At 33.8% G+C, this 22,038-nt stretch carries 20 protein-coding genes and 1 pseudogene; 12 read left to right on the top strand and 9 right to left on the bottom strand.

Translation table 11 applies throughout. The annotated features are described in order from the left end of the window. Positions 1 to 206: 206 nt before the first annotated feature. Positions 207 to 1,529, top strand: a complete 1,323-nt coding sequence (locus tag Q0977_RS13900) for a hypothetical protein (protein WP_119416281.1) — start codon at positions 207 to 209, stop codon at positions 1,527 to 1,529. 128 nt (positions 1,530 to 1,657) lie between these two features. Here the strand turns inward: Q0977_RS13900 and Q0977_RS13895 are convergent, their stop codons facing one another. After that, a complete protein-coding gene (locus Q0977_RS13895) occupies positions 1,658 to 2,968 on the bottom strand; it encodes an alanine--tRNA ligase-related protein (protein WP_299515137.1) in 1,311 nt (436 codons plus the stop codon). Between Q0977_RS13895 and Q0977_RS13890 the strand changes: the two genes are divergently transcribed. The 3 genes from Q0977_RS13890 to Q0977_RS13880 all read left to right on the top strand — a co-directional run bounded on the left by Q0977_RS13890 (position 2,953) and on the right by Q0977_RS13880 (position 5,381). Then, positions 2,953 to 3,243 carry a DUF6509 family protein gene (locus tag Q0977_RS13890; protein WP_299515101.1) on the top strand — a complete coding sequence of 97 codons (291 nt, stop codon included), beginning with the start codon at positions 2,953 to 2,955 and terminating at the stop codon, positions 3,241 to 3,243. The genes Q0977_RS13895 and Q0977_RS13890 overlap by 16 nt on opposite strands. Before the next feature lie 107 nt (positions 3,244 to 3,350). After that, positions 3,351 to 4,499: a VanZ family protein gene (locus tag Q0977_RS13885; protein WP_119416277.1), complete on the top strand. Its 1,149-nt coding sequence runs from the start codon at positions 3,351 to 3,353 to the stop codon at positions 4,497 to 4,499. Positions 4,500 to 4,730: 231 nt separating this feature from the next. Then, on the top strand, positions 4,731 to 5,381 hold the full coding sequence (locus Q0977_RS13880; RefSeq protein ID WP_299515099.1) for a FusB/FusC family EF-G-binding protein: 651 nt from the start codon (positions 4,731 to 4,733) through the stop codon (positions 5,379 to 5,381). A 183-nt stretch (positions 5,382 to 5,564) separates the two neighbouring features. On the opposite strand, the gene Q0977_RS13875 is transcribed toward Q0977_RS13880, so the two are convergent. From Q0977_RS13875 to Q0977_RS13860, 4 genes are all read right to left on the bottom strand, one after another. Further along, the gene (locus tag Q0977_RS13875) at positions 5,565 to 6,215 is read right to left on the bottom strand and encodes an amino acid ABC transporter permease (RefSeq protein WP_119416275.1); all 651 of its coding nucleotides are present in this window, start codon (positions 6,213 to 6,215) and stop codon (positions 5,565 to 5,567) included. A gap of 14 nt (positions 6,216 to 6,229) precedes the next feature. Further along, positions 6,230 to 6,883 carry an amino acid ABC transporter permease gene (locus tag Q0977_RS13870; protein WP_119416274.1) on the bottom strand — a complete coding sequence of 218 codons (654 nt, stop codon included), beginning with the start codon at positions 6,881 to 6,883 and terminating at the stop codon, positions 6,230 to 6,232. Positions 6,884 to 7,086: 203 nt separating this feature from the next. Continuing rightward, a complete protein-coding gene (locus Q0977_RS13865; protein ID WP_119416273.1) occupies positions 7,087 to 7,923 on the bottom strand; it encodes a transporter substrate-binding domain-containing protein in 837 nt (278 codons plus the stop codon). A 23-nt stretch (positions 7,924 to 7,946) separates the two neighbouring features. After that, complete coding sequence (locus Q0977_RS13860) at positions 7,947 to 8,675, bottom strand: amino acid ABC transporter ATP-binding protein (RefSeq protein ID WP_119416272.1); 729 nt, start codon at positions 8,673 to 8,675, stop codon at positions 7,947 to 7,949. A 770-nt stretch (positions 8,676 to 9,445) separates the two neighbouring features. Between Q0977_RS13860 and Q0977_RS13855 the strand changes: the two genes are divergently transcribed. Further along, a complete protein-coding gene (locus Q0977_RS13855) occupies positions 9,446 to 10,060 on the top strand; it encodes a PH domain-containing protein (protein ID WP_299515093.1) in 615 nt (204 codons plus the stop codon). 597 nt (positions 10,061 to 10,657) lie between these two features. On the opposite strand, the gene Q0977_RS13850 is transcribed toward Q0977_RS13855, so the two are convergent. After that, positions 10,658 to 11,128 carry a hypothetical protein gene (locus Q0977_RS13850; RefSeq protein ID WP_299515090.1) on the bottom strand — a complete coding sequence of 157 codons (471 nt, stop codon included), beginning with the start codon at positions 11,126 to 11,128 and terminating at the stop codon, positions 10,658 to 10,660. Between the two features lie 369 nt (positions 11,129 to 11,497). Here Q0977_RS13850 and Q0977_RS13845 point away from each other — a divergent pair, with 369 nt between their 5' ends. From Q0977_RS13845 to bioB, 3 genes are all read left to right on the top strand, one after another. Continuing rightward, on the top strand, positions 11,498 to 13,393 hold the full coding sequence (locus Q0977_RS13845; protein ID WP_299515087.1) for a S8 family serine peptidase: 1,896 nt from the start codon (positions 11,498 to 11,500) through the stop codon (positions 13,391 to 13,393). Between the two features lie 265 nt (positions 13,394 to 13,658). Continuing rightward, positions 13,659 to 14,249: a biotin transporter BioY gene (locus Q0977_RS13840; RefSeq protein ID WP_299515084.1), complete on the top strand. Its 591-nt coding sequence runs from the start codon at positions 13,659 to 13,661 to the stop codon at positions 14,247 to 14,249. A gap of 1 nt (position 14,250) precedes the next feature. Beyond that, positions 14,251 to 15,237, top strand: coding sequence for a biotin synthase BioB (gene bioB, locus Q0977_RS13835; protein WP_299515081.1), 987 nt, complete (start codon positions 14,251 to 14,253; stop codon positions 15,235 to 15,237). Positions 15,238 to 15,495: 258 nt separating this feature from the next. Here bioB and Q0977_RS13830 read toward each other — a convergent pair whose 3' ends face one another. Then, the gene (locus Q0977_RS13830; RefSeq protein ID WP_299515078.1) at positions 15,496 to 16,197 is read right to left on the bottom strand and encodes a collagen-like protein; all 702 of its coding nucleotides are present in this window, start codon (positions 16,195 to 16,197) and stop codon (positions 15,496 to 15,498) included. 159 nt (positions 16,198 to 16,356) lie between these two features. Continuing rightward, on the bottom strand, positions 16,357 to 17,553 hold the full coding sequence (locus Q0977_RS13825) for a class I SAM-dependent rRNA methyltransferase (protein WP_124218222.1): 1,197 nt from the start codon (positions 17,551 to 17,553) through the stop codon (positions 16,357 to 16,359). Positions 17,554 to 17,936: 383 nt separating this feature from the next. On the opposite strand from Q0977_RS13825, the gene solA reads away from it, so the two are divergent. The 3 genes from solA (at position 17,937) to Q0977_RS13810 (ending at position 21,164) form a co-directional block, all read left to right on the top strand. Next, positions 17,937 to 19,073: an N-methyl-L-tryptophan oxidase gene (gene solA, locus Q0977_RS13820; protein ID WP_299515073.1), complete on the top strand. Its 1,137-nt coding sequence runs from the start codon at positions 17,937 to 17,939 to the stop codon at positions 19,071 to 19,073. 319 nt (positions 19,074 to 19,392) lie between these two features. Then, positions 19,393 to 20,163 (top strand): C40 family peptidase, encoded by a 771-nt coding sequence (locus Q0977_RS13815; protein ID WP_119416264.1) that lies wholly within the window; start codon positions 19,393 to 19,395, stop codon positions 20,161 to 20,163. 134 nt (positions 20,164 to 20,297) lie between these two features. After that, on the top strand, positions 20,298 to 21,164 hold the full coding sequence (locus Q0977_RS13810) for an SDR family oxidoreductase (RefSeq protein ID WP_119416263.1): 867 nt from the start codon (positions 20,298 to 20,300) through the stop codon (positions 21,162 to 21,164). A gap of 212 nt (positions 21,165 to 21,376) precedes the next feature. Here Q0977_RS13810 and Q0977_RS13805 read toward each other — a convergent pair whose 3' ends face one another. Then, a complete protein-coding gene (locus tag Q0977_RS13805; protein ID WP_147414503.1) occupies positions 21,377 to 21,562 on the bottom strand; it encodes a hypothetical protein in 186 nt (61 codons plus the stop codon). Here Q0977_RS13805 and Q0977_RS13800 point away from each other — a divergent pair. After that, a pseudogene (locus tag Q0977_RS13800) lies at positions 21,561 to 21,887 on the top strand (xylose isomerase); the annotation flags it as partial. The gene Q0977_RS13805 and the pseudogene Q0977_RS13800 overlap by 2 nt on opposite strands. Between the last annotated feature and the right edge of the window lie 151 nt (positions 21,888 to 22,038).

Below are 22,038 nucleotides of genomic sequence, written 5' to 3'. Positions count from 1 at the left end.
CAAGCTTATCTTAGTTGAAGTAGGCATTTTTTATTTAGCTGATATGTGGTTATATGTATGCAGAATAGTGAAAATATCGTGAAAATTGCTAGTTTTTTAATTTGAATGTATAAAATTCTCTAGTTTAATACAATAATTATTGATAGAATATCCATAATGATTAATAGATTTGGTCTGTAACATTACAAAGGGGGCCCTTACAAATTATGAGGGAACATGATCATTGGCCTTTATCTCCACTGTCTATCGATAAATTGAGTATCGAAAATGAAAGAACGAATTCAAATAGTAATTTAAATTTTGAAATAATAGAAAAACTAAAAGAACAATATAAAAAATATATTGAAAAGAAAAAACCTCAGCATTTCTCCGCAAATAAGTGGATGAAGGTTCAAGCACTCACTCAAAGTGAAATTGAAACGAATGGATTACCAAAGGATATATTTTGGAAGATGGTTGAATTTAATGTGAGTGCGCGAGGTGGTGTTTCTTTTGAAAGAATTGCCGCTATTAGCGAACATATTAACTATCTAGCATCTGAATATATTACGTATAAAGCAAGGATTGAACGTGATTTTGATGGTGAAGAAAAAACAACGCATCTTGAAAAACTAAATAAGATTTTTGGGCGTGGATTTGATCGCCTTTCAAATGCTTACGTAGATACAGTAGGTACGTTCTTTGAACTAAATGAAATTGATGGAGAAAAAGAATTACTTCGTCAATCAATTCGAGCTTTATATGAACGTAAGATTCAGCAATATGATCAGTTTATCAATATTAATCCAGATTATGCCTATATTCAAGGGACAAAAGATGAATGGTTGGAAAGAGATTCTTACTTTATGGGTGATATTCTACGTTTAGCCGTTTCAAAAATTTATACACAATGTATATACTTGCCTGAAGGATTATACACAACGCTAGATCTCGCAGCTGCAGGAGCTTTTTATCAATCAGCGTTTAGATGGCTCATTAACCAAAAATCAACGGCAATTAGCGAAGAACAGTTAGGGATAGAGCTAGGCTATTTAGGCATGAAATTAGAAATTTTGTTGCGTAAGGATGGATTATCTCCAAAGTTGAAAGAAAAACTTATAAAAGTATATCAGTCCTTTACTAAGTATAAGATTGAAGATATTAATAAACGACAAGAAGAGGCTAAGCATTATCCTTATTCACGCCAAAATACAAAGTATGCAAAGTTAGATGAAAATGTTGTTTTATATTGGGCGAATAGAATGCGTAGCCAAATACAAGAAGAGAATATTGAAATAATCTTTTTAGATGTAATACCGAGCGCTTTTGAAGAATTTCAAAAAAAGGTAGAAGCAGGAAGTTTGCTCGAACGTTATCAGGAACAAAATGATTGGGATGAATTTTATTTGGATGCAGAGTCTATTACGTATCCTGCAGGAAAACCTGATGTCTTCCACTTCTACACGATGATCGAAGATTGGAATCTTTTTATCACAAACATAATATCTGAGCCGTCCATGATTTTCTCACCAGGTAGTATAACTGACTAATCTAGGAGACAAGTTTCTATTTGAACTGTGAGTGCACAAAGTGTATTCACAGTTTTTTAGTATGATTGTACATGTACATACACTAATATCTGTGGGATGAAGAAATTCCCACAGATGAGAGGTTCACTTTACATTAATATTCTTATCATTTCTTCTAATAGTTCTTCAGCTGAAATAGTAGGTTCACCGCCACCTTGTACAAAGCTATCACTACCGCCACCTTTACCCTTGATGATTGGAAGAATCGTATTGGTGATTCTTTTCATACTATCAGTTGGCGCTGATTGTCCTTTTGCTGCCACGAATTGTACCCTATCTGTTTGCTCTGAAACGAATAACACTGTACTTTTTTCATCTGCTGCAACGATTGCGCGCGCCAATTGTTGAAGTTCTTGCACGGAGCGAGAAGTGAATATCTTATGGATTAGGTGATTAGATGCTAGATGTAATAATTCTTTAGCCTCGAAGGATAAAATTCTTGCATGTGCATCTGCTAATGATTTTTCAAGTGATTTTTGTGTTTGCAAAAGCTTTGTTACCGCTCGAGCTGTTTCTTCTTCGGGTGCATTTGCTAGGCGAGCTGTTTCAGATAGTTCCTTTTTTCGCCAGTGAAGTTCTTGAAGTACACGCCCCCCGCAGACAAAATGTATACGAGTTTTTTTCTTTTGTTTTTCGGTGGCTAATATTTTAATCGCTTGAACTTGTCCAGTAGAAGTTGGGTGAGTCCCTCCGCAGCCGTTATAATCATAATCTGGGATAATAACAAGTCGAATTTCCCCTGTAACCGCCACAGCTTTTCGTAACGTATAGTTTGTAAGTTCTTCTTCTGTTACCCATTTTGTTTCAATGGGACGGTTTTCTAAAATGATGTCGTTGGCTCTTTTTTCAACAATAGCAAGTTCCTGATCAGAGAGTTTAGGGGCATCAATATCGATTGAGACAGTTTCAGTTCCAAGGTGAAAGCTAATTGTTGGGTAGTTTAAAAGTTCGACAAAAGCTGCTGTTAAGATATGTTGACCAGCATGTTGTTGCATATGATCAAAGCGACGTTGCCAATCTAGTACACCATGTACTTTTGTGGAGCCTTTTGGCAATAATTCGCTTACATAATGTCGAATCTCACCATCGACTTTTTCTACATCAATGACTTTAACATCATTTAACATACCTGTATCATGGGGTTGTCCACCACCAGTTGGATAAAAAGCAGTATTATCTAAAACAATATATTTTCGTCCGTCTACATCTGTTTGTTGTGATTGAATAGTTGCATCAAATTCTTTCATCATCACATCTTGATAATAGAAAAGCTCTTGCATTTTCCAACACTCCTTATCTTTTTGCCCATTTTCATCATAAAACTTTACTAATTGCCAATTTCCTATATTATAAAGTAATGAAAGATGTAAAAGGAGCGATATTATTGGATATTTTAGCATATACAATGGAAGAAATCTTAGATCCAACTCATATAATTGAAGGCCAACGTTATGAATTTGTTTTGGATATCAATGTTGATGAAGAGGATGAGCTTTATACAGAAGGTGGCCTTGAAATCCGCGTGATTATTGCCAAAAAAGATGAAGAGATTTCATTGGCTAATTACTTTATCACGGCAAAAGTAGATGAGAAACTATTAGACTTCGCATTGGAAGATGATGAGGAAGAAATGATTTTGAGCTTTTGTAAAGAACATATTATAACTGGTGAATAAGGATCAAACAGCTATAGGCTTTAGTGAATAGACATTCGGGAATACTCAAGTGTAGGATTTCTGGATGTCTATTTCCGTTCAAATGTTTGTTAAGGGAGATGTAAGAAATGGATACGTATATCCAACCAATTTATGCAGCAATCATTGTGTTTGTTTTGTTGGCAGTTGTCATTTGGATTCCGTGGCTTATTTATACATATCGAAAATATGGATTTATGCCATTATCTACGACAATCATTTCATTTTCATTTGTTTTCTATTTTTTATCAGCCTTATTTCTCGTTCTTTTACCATTGCCAGCAATTCGTGATACTTGTTCGATGCAAGAGCCAGGAACACAACATTATTCATTCGTCCCATTTCGTTTTGTATCGGAAATTTTCGACAGTGGTAATATCGTTTGGTCTAAACCCGGGACGTACATGAACTTATTTACACAATCCGCTTTTTATCAAGCATTTTTCAACTTTTTGTTGTTAATGCCATTAGGCGTTTATTTGCGCTATTTTTTAAAGGAAAAGAAAAAATGGGGGAAAGCGTTAGGGATTACATTCCTTGTAACATTATTTTATGAAATAACACAGGTAACCGGCATTTATGGTTATTATAATTGTGCTTATAGAATTTTTGATGTGGACGATTTAATACTAAATACATTAGGTGGGATTGTTGGCTTTTTCATTGCTCCTGCAGTGTTAGCATTTTTCCCGTCAAAAGAAAGAATACATGAAAAAGCAGATCGCTTATTAAAATTAGATGAAGTCAAACCGATGGCTGTATTACTAGCAATGATTGTTGATTTGTTTGTCTCAGACTTATTGGCACAAACATTCTTGGATATTACGAGTACAAATGATATCAATGAATTTCTTATTCGGTCTGTCTCTTACTTTTTCTTCTTCTTTGTTATACCAATGATATGGAATGGTCGAACGATAGGAACATATATACTGCGTTTCCGATATGATAGTAAAATTAGTAAGATGACTACAATAAGCCGTCTTTTTAAACGATTTGCTGCAATATATGTGACATTTTTTGTAACATTCGTGGTGAATGTCTTAAATCAATCACAAATCTCAATGGCATCACCTTATTATCATGTATCGGTATTCCTTCCACTAGGGATAAACTTATTGTATTTCATCTTAACGATTGTTCTATTTATCCATATAATGTTGGTTGTATTCGGAAAAGGAAAACGTCGATTTTATTTTGATGAGGCATCTGACTTGTACACGACCAGAAAAAATTAGTTCGATAGTTCTTACAAATATTGTATTTTGTATTAGTTGGTGCTACTATAAAAGCAGTTCTTTTTAAAGGAGGAATCTAAATGTCTGCATTATTTTGTAATGCATACTCTAATGCACGAAACTTCATGGTCAAGGAAATCTCCATCGAAGTTTTATAGAATATTCATGTTGGATCATTTCTTTAGGCCATAAAACCAAAAACAAAAAGCCTAAAAAATTGGAGTGATTTCAATGGAAAAACAAACAATTCAACCTTTCTTATCCGTAGCAAATTATCATTTAATCGAACAACAGATGAATAAGCTTCTAAATGCTTATAATACAACAAAGGATCGCAATGTATTACTTGCTGTTAAAGGGCTTGTTGAAACAGAAATTGAAAAAAATATTCAACCATCCGATGTTCAATTAACTGTAATTGAGCAATTATATAAGATGAAAGATCGAACACAAGCTGAATTATATTTGGAGAGCTTAAAACCTTTTGTCATACCTTTTAAAAAAGTAACGACCAGTAATTTAAAGAGTCTTTTTAAAAAGGAAAAGAAATTAAAATTACCCAACATAGAATCTATTGATTTTCGTCATATATGTTATTTTACGTGGCACGATGCCAGCACACATCGAAAATATATCGTTGTTGAACAACAAGGCAAGCTAAAGGCTATTAAAGGCCAGGTAGAAGCAAATACGATTAAAGGAATTTGTGCAATATGTCATCATCATTCCGATGTTAGTTTGTTCACAACAACGAAAAAGGGGAAAGCTATCGATACGTTTAAAAAGCATAGTAATTATATTTGTTCGGACAGTGAAAGTTGTAATCGGAATATTGCCGATTATACAAGAGTCAATGACTTTTTTGAGCGAGTAACAGAGTGATATGCTTTAGCGTTTTAGAACAAGTAAAATTAGTATTAATAAGCGCTTGATCTCCGAAAATAAAAAAACAGGGCCCATGAAATGTTTTTCATGGGCCCTGTTCTTTTTATTTAGAATTATGTTAGGTTTTTGAAAAAGGAAAAGGCGGTTCCTATTATAGCTCCTAGGTAGATTAGACATAAATCATGAAGTTTTTAACTCTAATCTTCTTGCTACAATGGATAGAACGTAATTGACAACCCAGTACATTAATGCTGCAAGTATGAAAATAGGAATGATAAAGTTGACATTTTGTGCATTAATCACTTGTGCATTATGCATCAGTTCCGGTAGAGCGATAACCACTGCTAATGATGTATCTTTTAATAGTGATATAAATTGACTGACAATTGGTGGGACCATTCTTCGTAATGCTTGCGGTAAAACAATATGCCATAATGTTTGAACATAAGTCAAACCCGAAGAACGTCCAGCTTCAATTTGCCCTTTATCAATAGAGTTCAAGCCACTACGAATAATTTCTGAAATCATTGCAGCCTCAAAAATTGTTAGTGCCACAATAGCAGCCATTTCAATACTCATCTCAATACCGATTTCCGGTAAAGCAAAAAAGGTAAAGAAGATAATTAAAAGTAGCGGCAAGTTTCGAATTACTTCAACGATGACAGCGAACACTTGAGAAACCACAGGTATTTTCGTATAGCGAATCACACCAACAATTGCTGCAATAACAAAACTAGCAATAATTGATATAACAGCAATTTTTAAAGTAATTAGAAAACCATCGAACAAGAACTTTAAATGATCTGGAGTATAAGCACCAGTAAAATCCATAGACTCGCCCTCCTTTAATTGCTCTTTGCAAGGCGTTTTTCTAAATAGTTAACACCAGTGCTAAGAGGTATAGTTAGAACTAGATAAAATAATGCAACGAAAATGTAAACATCGAACGTAACAAAAGTTCTAGTAGAGATTAAATCAGCTTGATACATTAAATCCCCGGCAGCTAGAATTGTTAAAATAGATGAGTTTTTAACAAGATTGATAAATTGGTTACCAAGAGGTGGAATAACAATTTTAATCGCTTGTGGTAAAACAACAAGATTCATCGTTTGAATATATGTTAAACCTGAGGATCTAGCTGCCTCTGTTTGCCCTTTAGGTACAGATAAAATACCAGCTCGGACAGCTTCTGCTATAAAAGCAGATGTGTAAATAATAAGTGCTAACGTTCCCGCTTTAAAACCATCTAATTGTATACCAATTGTAGGTAGGGCCGTAAATAAGAAAAATGCAATAATTAATAACGGAATATTACGGAAAAACTCAACATAAATCGTTCCAATCCAATTTAAAGGTTTAAAAGGCGCGATTCGAAAGACAGCTAAGATCGTTCCAAATACAAAACTTCCAATAAGGCCAATTACACTTATATAAATCGTGTTTATAAAGCCTTCTATGTACATATCCCAATTTTCGGTCAAAATTGAAAAGTCGAGCATTCTGGTCACTCCTTACTCAATACGTGTAGTTTAAATTCTAAGCAGTAATACCAAGAAGGAACGGGCAGTAACAACCTAATATCTAATTACATCCATTAGAATAGGTGACTGCCCGTTAAAATTTTCATGGCCATATTTATGCGTCTTTTATAGAGCCATTAGTAAAGATTCTTTAATAAGTAAAACTTTATGAATGAATAGGATTAGTTACTTGTTTTAATCCACTTTTTATAAAGTTCATCGTATTTACCGTTACTTTGTAACTCTTTTAATGCATCATTAATCGCTTTAACTAACTCTGGGCTATCTTTTTTCACAGCAATACCATAAGGTTCATCCGTGAAGATGTCCCCAACCACTTGATAGTTCGGATCTTCGTCTACCATACCGTAAAGAATGGCGTTATCTGTTGTTAACGTATCACCTTGTTTCGCTTTTAAAGCGGTAAAAGCTTCAGCATAGTTTTCAAATTCTAAAACTGTTGCATCGGGTGCTTTTTCGCGAATATTAACAGCTGAAGTCGAACCCTTTACAGCAAGAACCTTTGTCCCTTTTTTAATATCTTTAATACTTTTAATTGGACTCCCTTTTTTAACAAGTAGAGCTTGACCCGCTTTGAAATAGACATCAGAAAAGTCTACTTCTTGTTTACGCTCTTCAGTTATTGTCATCGTAGCAACAATAGCGTCAATATCGCCTTTTTGTAACATAGGTATACGCGTCTTTGAAGTTACTTCTTTAAACTCCGCTTTGGATTCATCACCTAAAATAATCTTTGTGATTTCTTTAGCGATATCAATATCGAATCCTTCAATATTACCAGTTTTAGGATCCTTTAAACCAAATAAGCGGGTATCATTCTTTACACCAAATACAATTTTATCTTTTTCTTTAATGGCTTCTAGTGAATTTTTACTTTCTTTTGAACCACTACCACTGCCTGATTCAGAATCATCCTTAGTACCACAAGCTGCTAACATAAGAACTGAAAGCATTGCTAAAAGTAACACTGTTAATAAACTTTTTTTCTTTTTGAACATCCATTTCTCCCCCTCAATTTACATTAATGATTTAAAATCCGACTAAGGAATAACTTAGCGCGTTCTTCCTTTGGTTCTTGGTAGAACGTTGTCGGATTTGCATCCTCAAGTATTTGACCCTTATCGACAAAAATAATGCGATCGGCCACTTCTTTTGCAAAGCCCATTTCGTGTGTGACAACAACCATTGTCATGCCTTCTTTCGCTAAATGTTTCATAACATCTAGAACTTCCCCAATCATCTCTGGGTCGAGTGCAGATGTAGGTTCATCAAAAAGCATAATTTCTGGATGCATCGCAAGTCCTCGGGCAATAGCGACACGTTGTTGCTGACCACCTGAAAGTTGTGATGGATAAGCATCTGCTTTTTCTGGGATTCCTACTTTTTCTAAATAGGCTAATGCTGTTTTTTTTGCTTCTTCTTTTGATTGGCCAAGTGCCTTAACAGGTGCCAACATAATATTTTCTAGTACCGTTTTATGTGGATAAAGGTAAAAGTGTTGAAATACCATACCAATTTTACGACGTAGTTTGTTAATATCTGTTTTTTTATCGTGTAATTCGACACCATTAATCGTTAATGACCCATCAGAGATTGTTTCTAAACGATTCATACAACGAAGAAGTGTACTTTTACCAGAACCAGATGGTCCAATGATGACTACAACCTCACCTTTGTTAATAGTGAGATTAATATCTTTTAATACTTGGAAATCTCCGTAATACTTATTCACATTTTTAAACTCAATCATGGTGAATCCCCCTAACAAACGAAGACGGAATATTTCGATATTTTTTGGTAGTTCACGAACATATTACGAAAGTCCATCCACCTTTTACAGTATTTGTGTTTCTATAATCATAGCGTATTGTATATTTATAGCGCAAGGAAATTATATAAAAATATTTAAAAAATTGATATATTTTACTTTTTAGTAAAATGTGTAGTTTGGAGAATTATTGATAAATTAAGTGATTTATAGCAATTTTTAGAATAGATAAGAAGATATAAAATGTTTACGTAAAAGTACTATTAGCAAATTAGTGTATAACTATTAAAACTTAGAAAGATGATTTTTTCTTTTTTAGCAAATATAGAGGTGAATGTGTGTATAAATATACACTTGAACGAATATAATCAGCTTTAGAGATGTAAATATTTTTGAAGTGTAAGAGAAAGAGGGAATGATCCTGTGCATAACTAAAATAATCTTGTGAATAAAATCTAGTCCATACCTTGAAATTTGACTTTACAGTGAGGAAGAGAGAAATATTCTGTCAAGAAGTTATACTTTATACACAGATGACTAAAAACTTATGCACAAACTGTTCGTAACAAGTGATTAAAAATAAGTTAATCACTTGTTATCCACAATTTTTGAGGAGCTCTATACATTATCGAATTCTATATTGTGAATAATCTAACCGATAAATGAATAAGCTGAAAGTGTTTGATTTCTGAATCTTTTTTTCATGGGAGACGTAGATTTAGGTAAGAAACAATTATGAGGAGGAAAGTTTTATGTTAAAAAAATTAGCATCTGATGCCTTAGGATTATCTGATATTGGAATCGTCGTACCGAAAGAGGAATTTGATAAAACTGAATCTGATGATTTTGTTATGCATGAATCAGGAGAAGTTGTTTACTTCTTGATCAAAACAAAGTCAGATGAATATTGCTTTACAAACCAAGCACTCATCCATGTTGATGGAGATTCCGCTCTTAGTAAAAAACGTCTATTAAAACGTTATGATTATGAGCATAGTACAATTTCTGATGTTATGTTAGAAACAGCAGGTACCATAGATCTTGATATTGAAATTAAGTTCACTATTGATAACATACCAATGTCAATTGATATCCATAAAAAGTTTGATACTGAAATCAAAGATCTATATAAAGCATTACATGCAATTTCAGTAGAAATGATTCGCAATAAGAAGAATCTTGAAATAGCGCAAAATAGCTTAAGCTATGCTGCTCAATCTATTGGAAAAGTAGAGGCTAAAGATGTGACACCTGCACAATCTTTTGAACAGATTACAAGGTTCGCAAATGATTGGGTTCTAAAAAGCAAAGAACAATATTTGAGAAAAGACTATGGCGACCTATTTGAATTGTATATTAACCGATAAATTATAGAAGAGGCTGGTACAGAATAAAATTAATCCTTGCTAAATCCGAATAATTGAATAATAGAATTAATTTCATAAAGCGTCCTTCTTTAGAAAACACAATTATTTGTTGATGAGCATCACTTAGAATGGCGTGTGTGAAGTGGAGGACGGCGACTCCTGCGGGAATAGCTTGAGCTGAAAGCCCCGCAGGAACGTAGTGACGAGGAGATTGAAGCCAAGCCCGCGGAAAGCGCCGTCTGGAACGGAACACAAAACTAATTGTTAAGAAAAAATATATAATGTGAAATTTAAAATAGAATTTCACATTATAGTTCGTATTTTTCATTAGCTACAATATTTTTGTCCCAAGCTCGTTACTTACTTATGAGTAGATATTCAATATATGCAAAAAAAGAGTCTTCAGCAATTTGCCAAAGACCCAAAAATTAGGTTTATACTCACACGAAAGCTCGGTATTTTATCTAAAAATAAAATACTGAACTTTTAGGATTCTAACATACTATTAAATAGTGTTCAAGCTTTGTAATGATTTTGATAAAATTAGGGTAAATATTAACTATTTAGCCATTTTATAGGCGAATATATGCGCCATTTTTACGCATCTTTTGGTTTTTCATAACTGAAAACCGCTACCACAATATAAAGCAATAAGAAAAGGACTATCGAGCCAGTCCATGTAATATCAATGCGATTAAAACCTGCCACGATAAAATTTTTAAAAATGAAAACACTTACCACATATTGGACTAGAAAACTAATTATATCAATGAATTTGGTTAATTTGAAATTGAAACTTGCAATGGTAAAAAGACAAACAAAATCTAGTAAAACAATCATAGAAAAAATTAATAATATAAACCAACCAAAATAGAAAAAATTTTGATAGCCTTTTTCAAAGATTTCAATATTAGCTAAATCATACATAGCCATTATATTATACAAACCATAAAATCCGAAGTAAGGTATTGTAATGACCAAAGTAAGGGATATGCCAATAATTGCTATAAGCAGTAGCAAGGCTGGCCATCCAGAAACATGAATTTTAATTTTTTTATTCCTAAACATGGAAACCCCTTCTTCACCTATTCAATCTAGGTTTCAATTTGTTCTTATTAGTAGTTATAAAGCTAACTCAATATATCACATTATAGAACAGTAGAGACAACATTGCACTTGAACAATGTAATTTCCAGATCATATTGGTTATTTTTTGGATTAACCTAAAAGGCAATTTAGGTTTGGTTTTGAAAACTTCATATTTTACAATATACAATTCACGTTGTTACAAAAATTTAATAGGCTTGTAAGATAACCAATTCCCTACTACATGTTACTATAAAAGCATCTAAAAAAGACCTAAAAGATATTGGAAATATACATAAAAAATACTAAGCAAAACTAGGTGAAGTTATGTGGAAATATAGGAAATGGTGGATGTCTTGTCTGTTAGCCATCAGCATCGTCTCTTTTCATGCTCAAGATACCTCGGCGTCTGCATCTGAGTACAATGATGTAATGGTCGTTTATAACAATGCAAAAGGAAAGGAACAGGTGAAGAAACTAGCATTTTCTATTGAAAATGATTTTGAAACGTTGAAAATTATCCAAGGAAATTTTAACTCAGAAAATCTTGCACGTTTAAAGCAATCTAAAGATATCCAAGTGATTGAAAAAAATCCAACTACTTTGAAAACAAGAGGGTTGTCCTTAGGTAGCATTACACCATTAGTAAATATGAGAATAATGGGTGTTCAAAATGCGTGGAAACAAAATAATACAGGGAAAGGTGTAAAAGTAGCTATTTTTGATACAGGTGTAGCAGATATTCCTGCTCTAGCCAACGTCAAAAAATATTCGTTTGTTGAGGATAATGAGGAGACTCCTGAGGATGAAAGTTTACCAATAGATACAGATGGGCATGGTACCGCTGTAGCCGGTCTGATTGCCGGTCAAGTTAGTACTCGTTTAAATGATGGATACTTAGTTGGCGTAGCACCAGATGTTGATCTTTATAGTGTGAAGGTTTTTGAGAATGATGGTGCTAATATGGTGACTATTCTAAAGGCTGTTGAATGGGCGATAGAAAATAATGTTGACATGATTAACATGTCTCTAGGAACAGTGAAGGATGACCTTATTCTCCATCAAGCTATAAAAGAGGCATATGAAGCAGGTATTACAATGGTAGCAGCAGCTGGAAATGATGGAAATGCACAGCCAGTACAATATCCAGCGAATTATCAAGAAGTTATTGCAGTTTCTTCAATCGATCAATATAGAAAAATTTGGCGTAAATCTAACACAGGGAAACAGATAGAATATACTGCACCTGGGGTTGATATTAATGTACTCGATTTAACTAAACCCTATACGGAAATGTCAGGTACTTCTATCGCAACTCCACATGTAGTCGGTATGATAGCTTTGATCAAGCAACAATATCCAACATATACAACAAGCGAACTGAGAAATGTACTTCGAAATTATGCAATGGACTTAGGGGATATGGGGAGAGATTCTTTATATGGGTATGGATTACTTACTACATCTATTAAAAATCCAAGTAACGTTAGCAAATTATCAACTCTAGCTATAAAAAAGACATCGGCAATATTACATTATGAGATGGCTCAAAATACTATAGTACCAGTACAAAAATATAGATTAGAGGTAACAGGTAAGAAAGCTATCATTACAACAGATAACAACTATACTTTAAAAGGTTTAAAACAAGGTACAACGTATAAAGCAAAAGTAACGGCCATTAGTTCTCTTGGCAAAGAATCTACTGGAAAAACAATATCATTTACAACAGCTAAGGACTCGGTATCTAAAATTTATGTGAATAAGAATAAAACGAAAACCAATAATACCATCAAGAAGATTCGGTTAGGAAAAAAGCTAAGTTTGAAAACAGAATTTTTGCCAGTATACGTAGTATATAATGACTTAACATCTTCTCAAAAAAAAATAGTGAAAAAATATCGATATAAACAAAACATAACTGCAATATCTCCTGTTACAAAGTCGAAGTATGTAAAAGCAACAAATCTATCGAATATGAAAAATAAAAAGTATACTACTATTACTTTTTCAAAGGCTATTAAACCAGCGGTGTTAAAAGCAAGTCATATATATATCAACTATTCAGGAAGTAACATGAATGGTTTCAGTTTATCTAAAAGTAGAAATGGCAAAATGATTAAACTATCAACCAAAAAAACACTTAAAGCAGGGAAATATGTGATTTTTATTGACCGAAAAGGACTGAAAACTTCAAAAGGAAACACATATAAAAATTCAATTGCAGTAAAATTTACAATAAAATAATTTAGAAAAAATTCTATTTTCAAACAATTTTTAAACATATTAATGAAAAATAATAGTCAAACTAAATCGACAGATGAACCGGAACAGCAATTGTAAACCGGTTCATTTTTTATTATATAGAAATTTCATTATTAACGATTACAATTTAAGTCTTAAAAGTAGAGTCCAATGCTACTTTCATATTATTTTTAAAATTATTCTTCCATTTTCAATAAAATGTGTTAACCTATTATTAAAATAAGTTAACACAAAGGGTGAGAAATAAATGACAGTAAAAGTTTCTGGAACAAAAAGTAAGCTTTCTACATTAGACATTGTCTATTCAGGGTTGTTTGCAACTTTAATGATGATTGGGGCGAATATCACGTCTTTCGCACCATTTCTAGTGGTTGGTGGGGTGCCAATTACTCTTCAACCGTTATTTGCTATATTAGCAGGTCTCGTTTTAGGTAGTCGTTTAGGTGCTATATCAATTACAGTTTATACACTACTTGGTTTGGTGGGGGCACCTGTTTTTGCAAAATTTAGCGGTGGGTTTTCTTCTATACTAAGTCCAACATTTGGATTTATCGTAATGTTTATATTATCAGCTTATGTAGCAGGGAAAATGGTAGAATACCGACGTACAAAAACAATGTATATTTCGGCAGCACTTGTTGGGATAGCTATTGACTATTTGTTTGGTACAAACTGGATGTATTATGCATATAAACTTTGGGCATCTGCTCCAGATGGATTTACTTACAAAATGGCATGGTTATGGATGGTTCCACCACTTCCAAAAGATATTATTTTAGCTGTATTTGCAGGGATTTTGGGCTTCCGTTTACAAAAAATTATAAAGGTAGGTCATTAATATGGATTATGCCAAATTAGCTCAGCAAGTAATTGATGGATATAAAATCAACGATGAAGAAGCACTATCTATATTAGAGAGCCAAGATATTGATCTATTAAAATTACTTGATGCATCCTATCAAATTCGTCATCATTATTTTGGAAACAAAGTCAAACTAAATATGATTATCAATACAAAATCAGGGTTGTGCCCTGAAAACTGTGGATACTGTTCACAATCAATTGTCTCTAAAGCGCCAGTCGAAAAATACCCAATGATGAAGAAAGAAGAAATTATGGCAGGAGCAGATCGTGCAGCGACATTAAATGTAGGTACATATTGCATTGTTGCAAGTGGTAGAGGACCTGTGAACCGAGAAATTGATATTGTTGTAGATTCTGTAAAGGCGATTAAAGAAAAGCATAAAGACATGACCATCTGTGCATGCCTGGGTATTTTAAAACCAGAGCAAGCAGAAAAACTAAAAGAAGCTGGTGTAGATCGTTACAATCACAATATCAATACTTCGGCTAGAAATCACTCTAATATTACAACATCACATACGTATGATGATCGCGTTCAAACAGTTGAACGTGCGAAAGCAGCTGGCATTTCGCCATGCTCTGGCGTAATCGTTGGCATGAAGGAAACAAAACAAGATGTTATTGATATGGCAAGAAGTTTACATGTGTTAGACGCAGATTCTATCCCAGTCAATTTTTTAAATGCAATTGATGGTACACCGCTTGAAGGTACGCATGAACTAAACCCTAGGCATTGTTTAAAAGTACTAGCACTTTTCAGATTTATAAATCCTACAAAAGAGATAAGAGTATCAGGTGGCCGAGAAGTCAACTTAGGATCACTTCAACCGTTAAGTTTATATCCAGCAAATTCTATTTTCTTAGGTGATTATCTTACAACTGATGGACAACCAGGGGATGCAGATAAGAAGATGCTTGAAGAAATGGGTTTTGAAATTGATTTAAATCCCCTTAAAGTATAAAAGGGGAGAGGATTGCAATCATTAGACCAAAGGAATTGTTTTTTTAGATGATAAGACTTTTTGAAGAAATTAGTATATAAATACGCATTTGAAAGTCCATCACTTTGTTATGAAAATTTGAATTTGATTCAAAGGGAAGAATATATTACTTATATAAAGAAGAAAGTCACTATTAATGCAAAAAGCAAAAATAGTGACTTTTTAGTAGATTGAAATAGTTAAATATGGGGGTTAATGGGATTTCAATGCCCGTGTACGTTAAGATGAAGCATCTGAAATCCTGACAATAGTAATAGATGCAGAAACGGAATCTCTGCAAGAAATAATTGTTTCTTCATCCTTGCTTTTTAGCTTTAATTTTAAGCTAGAGTTAGCAGGGATATTCACAATGACGGACATTGTAAAACCATCATCTTGAGAAAACAGAGTGGAAGGAGTGAGCTCTTGACCATTTAATTCTAATACAAAAGCACTTGTACCTTTAAAATTAACAAAAGCGTTTATGAGGTAGAATCCTGGTGTAGTGACCTTGATGCTAGTAGGGTGATTAGAATTTATGTTAATGCCTGAAGAACCAAGGATACTTTTCCACCTAACATATGGGCAATTCTTTGATAAGATTTGCTTCTTATTTCGTCGAATATAAGCAAATGGAGAGTTTGACGAAGAACCAGTAGCACCGTTACGCCCGGTAGCACCAGTAGCACCAGTAGCGCCGTTACGCCCGGTAGCACCAGTAGCGCCAGTAGCGCCAGTAGCACCAGTAGCACCAGTAGCTCCACTACCCCTGAATCCCCTTGGTCCTCTTTCACCTCTTGGTCCAGTAGCACCGGTAGGCCCTGGTAATCCATCCTCGCCTCTTGGCCCTCTGGATCCTCTTGGCCCTTTATTTGTAGTTTCGTTAGAATTACTACAATTACATAAATATCTGTGACAACTAGAACATTTTTTCTTTTCCAAAATCAATTCACCTCCAATCTTAGTATCATATTCAAACGGAAAATATCTATATGAGACAACTATCTATATCTAAAATAAATAATAGATTAGGTGAATAAAATAAATTAAAAAGCCGACACATCAAGTGAATTGATGTGTCGGCTTAATTTTAGGGAGTATTTAGCTTAGTTTTTTGATGAACACGACTTTTAAATAATTAAATTCTGGAAAATCGCGATTTGCTCTAAAGTCTTTAGGGAGTCCATATTGATCAATAATTTTATATTTAGTTTTAGTTTCTTTAAACGCTTTATCTATAAAGGTTTTAAATTTTTTCATACCAAAGCTTGCGTTATTAGTAGAAGCTACAATCACACCATTTTTTTCAGTAATCGCAATAGTATCTGCCAATAGTTTTGGATAATCCTTTGCCGTAGAGAAAGTAGCCTTTTTTGTACGTGCAAAGCTTGGTGGATCTAGTACAACTAAGTCAAATTTCAGATCATGTTTTTCCGCATATTTAAAGTAATGGAAAACATCCATAACTTTAATATCTTGAGCTTCATAGTCAATTCCGTTAACGCTGAATTGTTCAATTGTTTTAGCTAGACTACGTTTAGCTAAATCTACACTTGTTGTTTTTGTAGCACCACCTAATGCTGCTGCTACTGAAAAGGCACCAGTGTAAGAAAACGTGTTAAGCATATTCATATCTTTTGCATAATGATCTCTAATTGCACGTCTAACATCACGTTGGTCAAGGAAGATACCTGTCATGGCACCATCGTTTAGATCAACCGCAAAGTTCATGCCGTTCTCTTTGACGATAATAGGGAAGTCGCCTTCTGTTCCCATTACAAAATCATCCTGGTCGATATATTGTCCTTTTGTGTCAAAACGTTTTTTCTCATAAATTGCTTTATATTCAACAAGTTCGTTAAGTGCTTTGTAAATATATTCTTTAAATGAATAAATGCCTTCACTATACCAACTTACCATATAATATCCATCAAAGTAGTCAATCGCTAAGCCACCGATACCATCGCCTTCGCCATTGAAAACACGAAAAGCAGTTGTTTGGCTATTTTGGTAAAAATCTTCACGATGAGATAAGGCAACTTTCACTTTCTTTGTAAAGAAAGCTTGGTCGATTAATTCATGTTCTTTAGTTGTTAATATCCAGCCAATCCCTTTGTTTTGATGACCATAGTAACCTGTTCCGATATAACGGTTATGTTGATCAACTAAGCGAATTAGTTCACCTTCTGATTCTAATAATTCTTTGTTTTGGATTGCGTCTTTTAAGATAAGTGAATAGCCACGGTTTAAATCCATAGTATATTTAGGGTCCACTCGTAATGTAATCATATTTGTCATCGTGTCATCCTTAATGTTTTACACCATTATCGCATTTTTTTAGAGAAATAAGAAGCAAAGTGAAATGAATTATATGATATTTATTCTGCAATTTACAATGACCTTAAGCATATTATATTGTATAGGCTCTGGTAGAGATTACATTCCTTATTAAAATTCATTGATGCAAGCAACATAAAAAGACAATCAAAATAGCCTTTGTCTTTTAGAGTATCCAACTGACCAAGGTGGATATTTCTTTTTGGAGCCTAGTTGCTATCTATAAAGGGGCGTATACGGATGGAATCCTATATGCCCCTATATTTTGAATTTGAAAATAAGTTGATAATATATTCTAAAAAGTTATAATTTTTATAATAATTAAATCACTAGGGAGTCTTTTCATGGGAAAATATGATGTAATTGTAATTGGTGCAGGATCTATGGGAATGGCAGCTGGATATTTTCTTTCAAAGAGTGGAAAGAAAACATTGTTACTTGATGCATTTAATCCGCCACATGACCATGGTAGTCATCATGGAGAAACAAGAATTATTCGCTATGCGTATGGTGAAGGTCACGAGTATGTTCCTTTCGCATTACGTGCAAGAGATTTATGGAAAGAACTTGCTCAAAATGTACATAAAGAGCTCTTATTGGAAACAGGAGTTATTAATGTAGGGGAAAAAGATGATCCATTTATAAAGAATGTTATTTCAAGCGCCGAGAAGTTTAATTTACCTTTAGAGGTTTTATCTGCAGATAAAGTACATAAAAAATGGTCAGGGCTAAAGATTCCAGAAGATTTTGTTGGATGTTTTGAACCGACTTCAGGGGTTTTAAAAGTGGAGGAATGTGTGTCAGCTTTTCGTGAAATGGCGATGAGAGAGGGAGCAGAAATTCGAACAAATAGTAAAGTAACGAAAGTCGATGCCAAAGAAAATGAGGTAACAATTACTATTGCTGATGGGACGAGGTTTACTGCGAATGCCGCCATTTTTTCTGTGGGAGCTTGGGCACGAGAGTTATTAAAGCAATTAGATCTCGAATTACCATTAAATCCAATTCGCAAAACATTTGCTTGGTACGATGTAGAAGAAGATTTATATAGTTCAAATAATTTTCCAGCCTTTGCTTTTAAATTACCCGATAGTTGTTATTATGGCTTTCCAAGTATTGATGGAACAGGATTGAAGGTTGGAAGACATGATACTGGGGAGTCAATTGACCCTAATAAGGACAAGCTTCCTTTTGGCGAGGTTAGTGGGGAAAAGGAAGATTTGGAAAACATCCTTGATAAGTTTATGCCTCATCAACAACATACATTAAAACACGGAAAAACTTGTATGTATACAATGACGCCTGATGAAGATTTCATTATTGATCTTCATCCAAAATATAAAAATATTGCAATTGCAGCTGGTTTTTCAGGCCATGGGTTTAAATTTGCAAGTGCTGTTGGGGAAACTCTAAGTAATCTTATTTTAAAAGGGAAAACAGATTTAGACATTAAGCCATTTTCGTTACAACGCTTTTTATAGTAGAAAATGAATTGAATTTTTACTACGACGAACCAATGTTAGCTTTCATTGGTTCTTTTTTTATGCTATTTCCATCCAAATAATAGAAGTGACTATCGATTAAAAGGAAAAATATTCCATATTCATTACTGAAATATTAAAAATAACGTAATTACCAAATACTTTGTATTATTTGTAATAAAAAGTAATGACTTTGTAAATGAAATCGCATTGTTTCTTCATCAGAATTTCAATAAGATTAATACATAAGTTAATAAGAATTTTATGAAATACATCGAATATATCAAAAAAAAGCTAAAAACGGAGGTAAATAATCTTTATGAATATAAATAAAAAAAGGTTTTTGAAAGTAATTACAGCTAGCACGTTAACCCTGTCATTAGGACTTGGAACAGTATTAGGAGCAGCTCCTGAAGAACAAGCCCAAGCTAAAGCGAAAACAACAAACATAGAAAAAACTTCAACTATTACAACTGTATCTAGTTCAAAGGCTGTTAAAATTTCAGGTAAATATAAAACTAAAGCAGCGCTTAATATGAGAAAAGGTGCTTCAACAAAATACAAACGAGTTATGACACTAAAAAAAGGTGCAGTTGTATCAGCTACATATAAGAAAACAGTAAATAGTAAAAAGTGGTACAAAGTAAAATACAAAGGCAAATCTGGATGGGTTTCCGCTTCATACGTTAAAAAGTACAAAAAAACAAAAAAAGTTTCTAGTGCAGTAGCAGGAAGTAAAGTTATTAGTGTTGGTAAACAATATTTAGGTGTACCCTATGTTTGGGGAGGCATGTCTCCGTCAGGATTTGACTGTTCAGGCTTTACAGCATATGTTTACAAAAAAGCAGGTTACGGTACATTACCTCATAGCAGTCGTACACAGTATTCTGTCACAAAACGAGTAAGCAAACCGGATGTTGGGGATTTGATCTTCTTTGGTGCAACACCTGGGAGTGGTTCAATTACACATGTAGGTATTTATGCAGGGAATAATCTAGTATTACATGCGGCAGGAAACAAAGTTCAAATTCAAAGTGTTGCAAAAGGAAGTTACTGGGCTCCACGTATTATTGGTTACGGCTCACTATAATTATATATTAAATAACGCTGATAAAAGAAAGTCACACACATCTAAATTCAGATGGAAGTGTGACTTTTTTTATGTTTAAGTTTATCTCGAGTTGGCTATTGCTGAATGTAGTAAAAATTAAGGAGGAACACCAAATGAATATCAATCAACAACAAAAGGGTGGCCAACCTGCTCAAACACAGGATAAACAGCCAGGTAAAGAAAGCCTTATGAATCCTTCTCCCATTCAGCCATTCGATTATGTGGGTAGTGGCAAACTTAAAAATAAGGTAGCTATTATTACAGGTGGTGACTCAGGCATTGGACGTGCAATAGCAATTGCTTTTGCTAAGGAAGGTGCACATATAGTTATCAATTATTTAGACGAACACGATGATGCAAGTGAAACGAAGAAATTTGTTGAGCAGGAATCGGTAAAATGTCTGCTCATACCAGGAGATATTTCGCAAGAAGCAACAAGCCAAAAAATTATTGATCAAACAATTACAGAGTTCAATAAAATAGATATTGTAGTAAACAATGCAGCGGTTCAATATCCAGTGCAAAACTTAACGGATATAACTACAGAACAATGGCATAAAACATTTTCGACAAATATAGATTCAGTGTTTTTTCTCAGTAAGTATGCGATGCCCCATTTAAAAGAAGGGAGTTCCATTATTTCAACAACTTCAATCAATGCCTATAAAGGAAACAAACAGCTTATTGACTATACAGCAACAAAAGGAGCAATAGTAGGATTTACAAGAAGCCTTGCTGAAAATTTAGTAGGGAAGGGGATTCGTGTCAATATGGTAGCACCCGGTCCTATATGGACCCCACTCATTCCATCTTCTTTTGATGCACAAAAAGTAGCAAAATTTGGAGCTGATAATCCCATGATGCGAACTGGCCAACCACGTGAATTAGTAGGAGCTTATGTACTACTCGCATCAGATGAAGGGACATATATTACTGGACAGTGCATCCATGTAAATGGAGGAGAACTCATGAGTTCATAATAGCGGATAGATGGCTAATCTATGAGTAAATGGGATGTATAATATCAAAACATAATGAAAAAATCTCTAGTAGTTATAACTTACCTTTTACTAGAGATTTTTAGTTTCTATATAAGCTTTTAGAGCGGTGTTATGCAAGACAATCAATTCTATAATGCAAATGAACGAAAAAAAGCATAGTAGTTTTTAACGGCGATTGACTAAAAAATATATTACTCAACAACCATAGAGTGAATGCTTAAAAAACCGTCGATTGCAAACGCTGCAGCTCCTATTGCTGCTGAATATGTTGCTAAATCAGAGAAAACAATTTGCACAAGTGATTCATTAAACCATTTATTATTATTGGAAACAGTTTCTTGAATAGGGCGTTCAATATATTTTCTTGCAGTAGCCAACGCAAAAGTTCGAAGAGGATCATTTGAACCGGACGATTTATTTTAGGGACACATTGCAGGAATGGATAGTTTTGCAATCGGTTTAAAAGTAGTCCAAAAGTTAAAAGATGATAGAGTAATAGAGGATTTTATCAATCAGCGATACAACAGTTATTCGTCGGGTATTGGTCAAAAAATTATCTCAGGGGAAACTTCATTAAAAGAACTAGAAAATTATGCATTAGATTTAGAAAATATCCAAAACACATCAGGAAGAACAGAATTACTTAAATCTACGATCAACCAATATTTATTAACTGTCCTTTCAGAAAAGGTTAATGCCTAATTTTAATCGAATCCATACAGCAAAATAGTTGTTAAAGGGGTATTCAGTCTATTTTAAGCATACCTTTTTAATGAAAGCCCAGGGGTGAAATGTCAATCATAAAAATTATTGAAATTGGAAATTATTAAGCCATTCAACACCTGAAGCTCAA

Origin of the sequence: uncultured Rummeliibacillus sp. (assembly GCF_934216135.1) — a bacterium.
GTDB lineage: Bacteria > Bacillota > Bacilli > Bacillales_A > Planococcaceae > Rummeliibacillus.
Note: the sequence above shows the minus strand (reverse complement) of the source record. Positions and strands in the feature narration are given on the sequence as shown.

Excerpts from the sequence above, each read along its gene's own strand:
- Q0977_RS13900 (WP_119416281.1), top strand. The coding sequence starts at position 207 with ATGAGGGAACATGATCATTGGCCTTTATCTCCACTGTCTATCGATAAA.
- Q0977_RS13895 (WP_299515137.1), bottom strand. The coding sequence starts at position 2,968 with ATGCTAAAATATCCAATAATATCGCTCCTTTTACATCTTTCATTACTT.
- Q0977_RS13885 (WP_119416277.1), top strand. The coding sequence starts at position 3,351 with ATGGATACGTATATCCAACCAATTTATGCAGCAATCATTGTGTTTGTT.
- Q0977_RS13880 (WP_299515099.1), top strand. The coding sequence starts at position 4,731 with ATGGAAAAACAAACAATTCAACCTTTCTTATCCGTAGCAAATTATCAT.
- Q0977_RS13875 (WP_119416275.1), bottom strand. The coding sequence starts at position 6,215 with ATGGATTTTACTGGTGCTTATACTCCAGATCATTTAAAGTTCTTGTTC.
- Q0977_RS13870 (WP_119416274.1), bottom strand. The coding sequence starts at position 6,883 with ATGCTCGACTTTTCAATTTTGACCGAAAATTGGGATATGTACATAGAA.
- Q0977_RS13865 (WP_119416273.1), bottom strand. The coding sequence starts at position 7,923 with ATGTTCAAAAAGAAAAAAAGTTTATTAACAGTGTTACTTTTAGCAATG.
- Q0977_RS13860 (WP_119416272.1), bottom strand. The coding sequence starts at position 8,675 with ATGATTGAGTTTAAAAATGTGAATAAGTATTACGGAGATTTCCAAGTA.
- Q0977_RS13855 (WP_299515093.1), top strand. The coding sequence starts at position 9,446 with ATGTTAAAAAAATTAGCATCTGATGCCTTAGGATTATCTGATATTGGA.
- Q0977_RS13850 (WP_299515090.1), bottom strand. The coding sequence starts at position 11,128 with ATGTTTAGGAATAAAAAAATTAAAATTCATGTTTCTGGATGGCCAGCC.
- Q0977_RS13845 (WP_299515087.1), top strand. The coding sequence starts at position 11,498 with ATGTCTTGTCTGTTAGCCATCAGCATCGTCTCTTTTCATGCTCAAGAT.
- Q0977_RS13840 (WP_299515084.1), top strand. The coding sequence starts at position 13,659 with ATGACAGTAAAAGTTTCTGGAACAAAAAGTAAGCTTTCTACATTAGAC.
- bioB (WP_299515081.1), top strand. The coding sequence starts at position 14,251 with ATGGATTATGCCAAATTAGCTCAGCAAGTAATTGATGGATATAAAATC.
- Q0977_RS13825 (WP_124218222.1), bottom strand. The coding sequence starts at position 17,553 with ATGACAAATATGATTACATTACGAGTGGACCCTAAATATACTATGGAT.
- solA (WP_299515073.1), top strand. The coding sequence starts at position 17,937 with ATGGGAAAATATGATGTAATTGTAATTGGTGCAGGATCTATGGGAATG.
- Q0977_RS13815 (WP_119416264.1), top strand. The coding sequence starts at position 19,393 with ATGAATATAAATAAAAAAAGGTTTTTGAAAGTAATTACAGCTAGCACG.
- Q0977_RS13810 (WP_119416263.1), top strand. The coding sequence starts at position 20,298 with ATGAATATCAATCAACAACAAAAGGGTGGCCAACCTGCTCAAACACAG.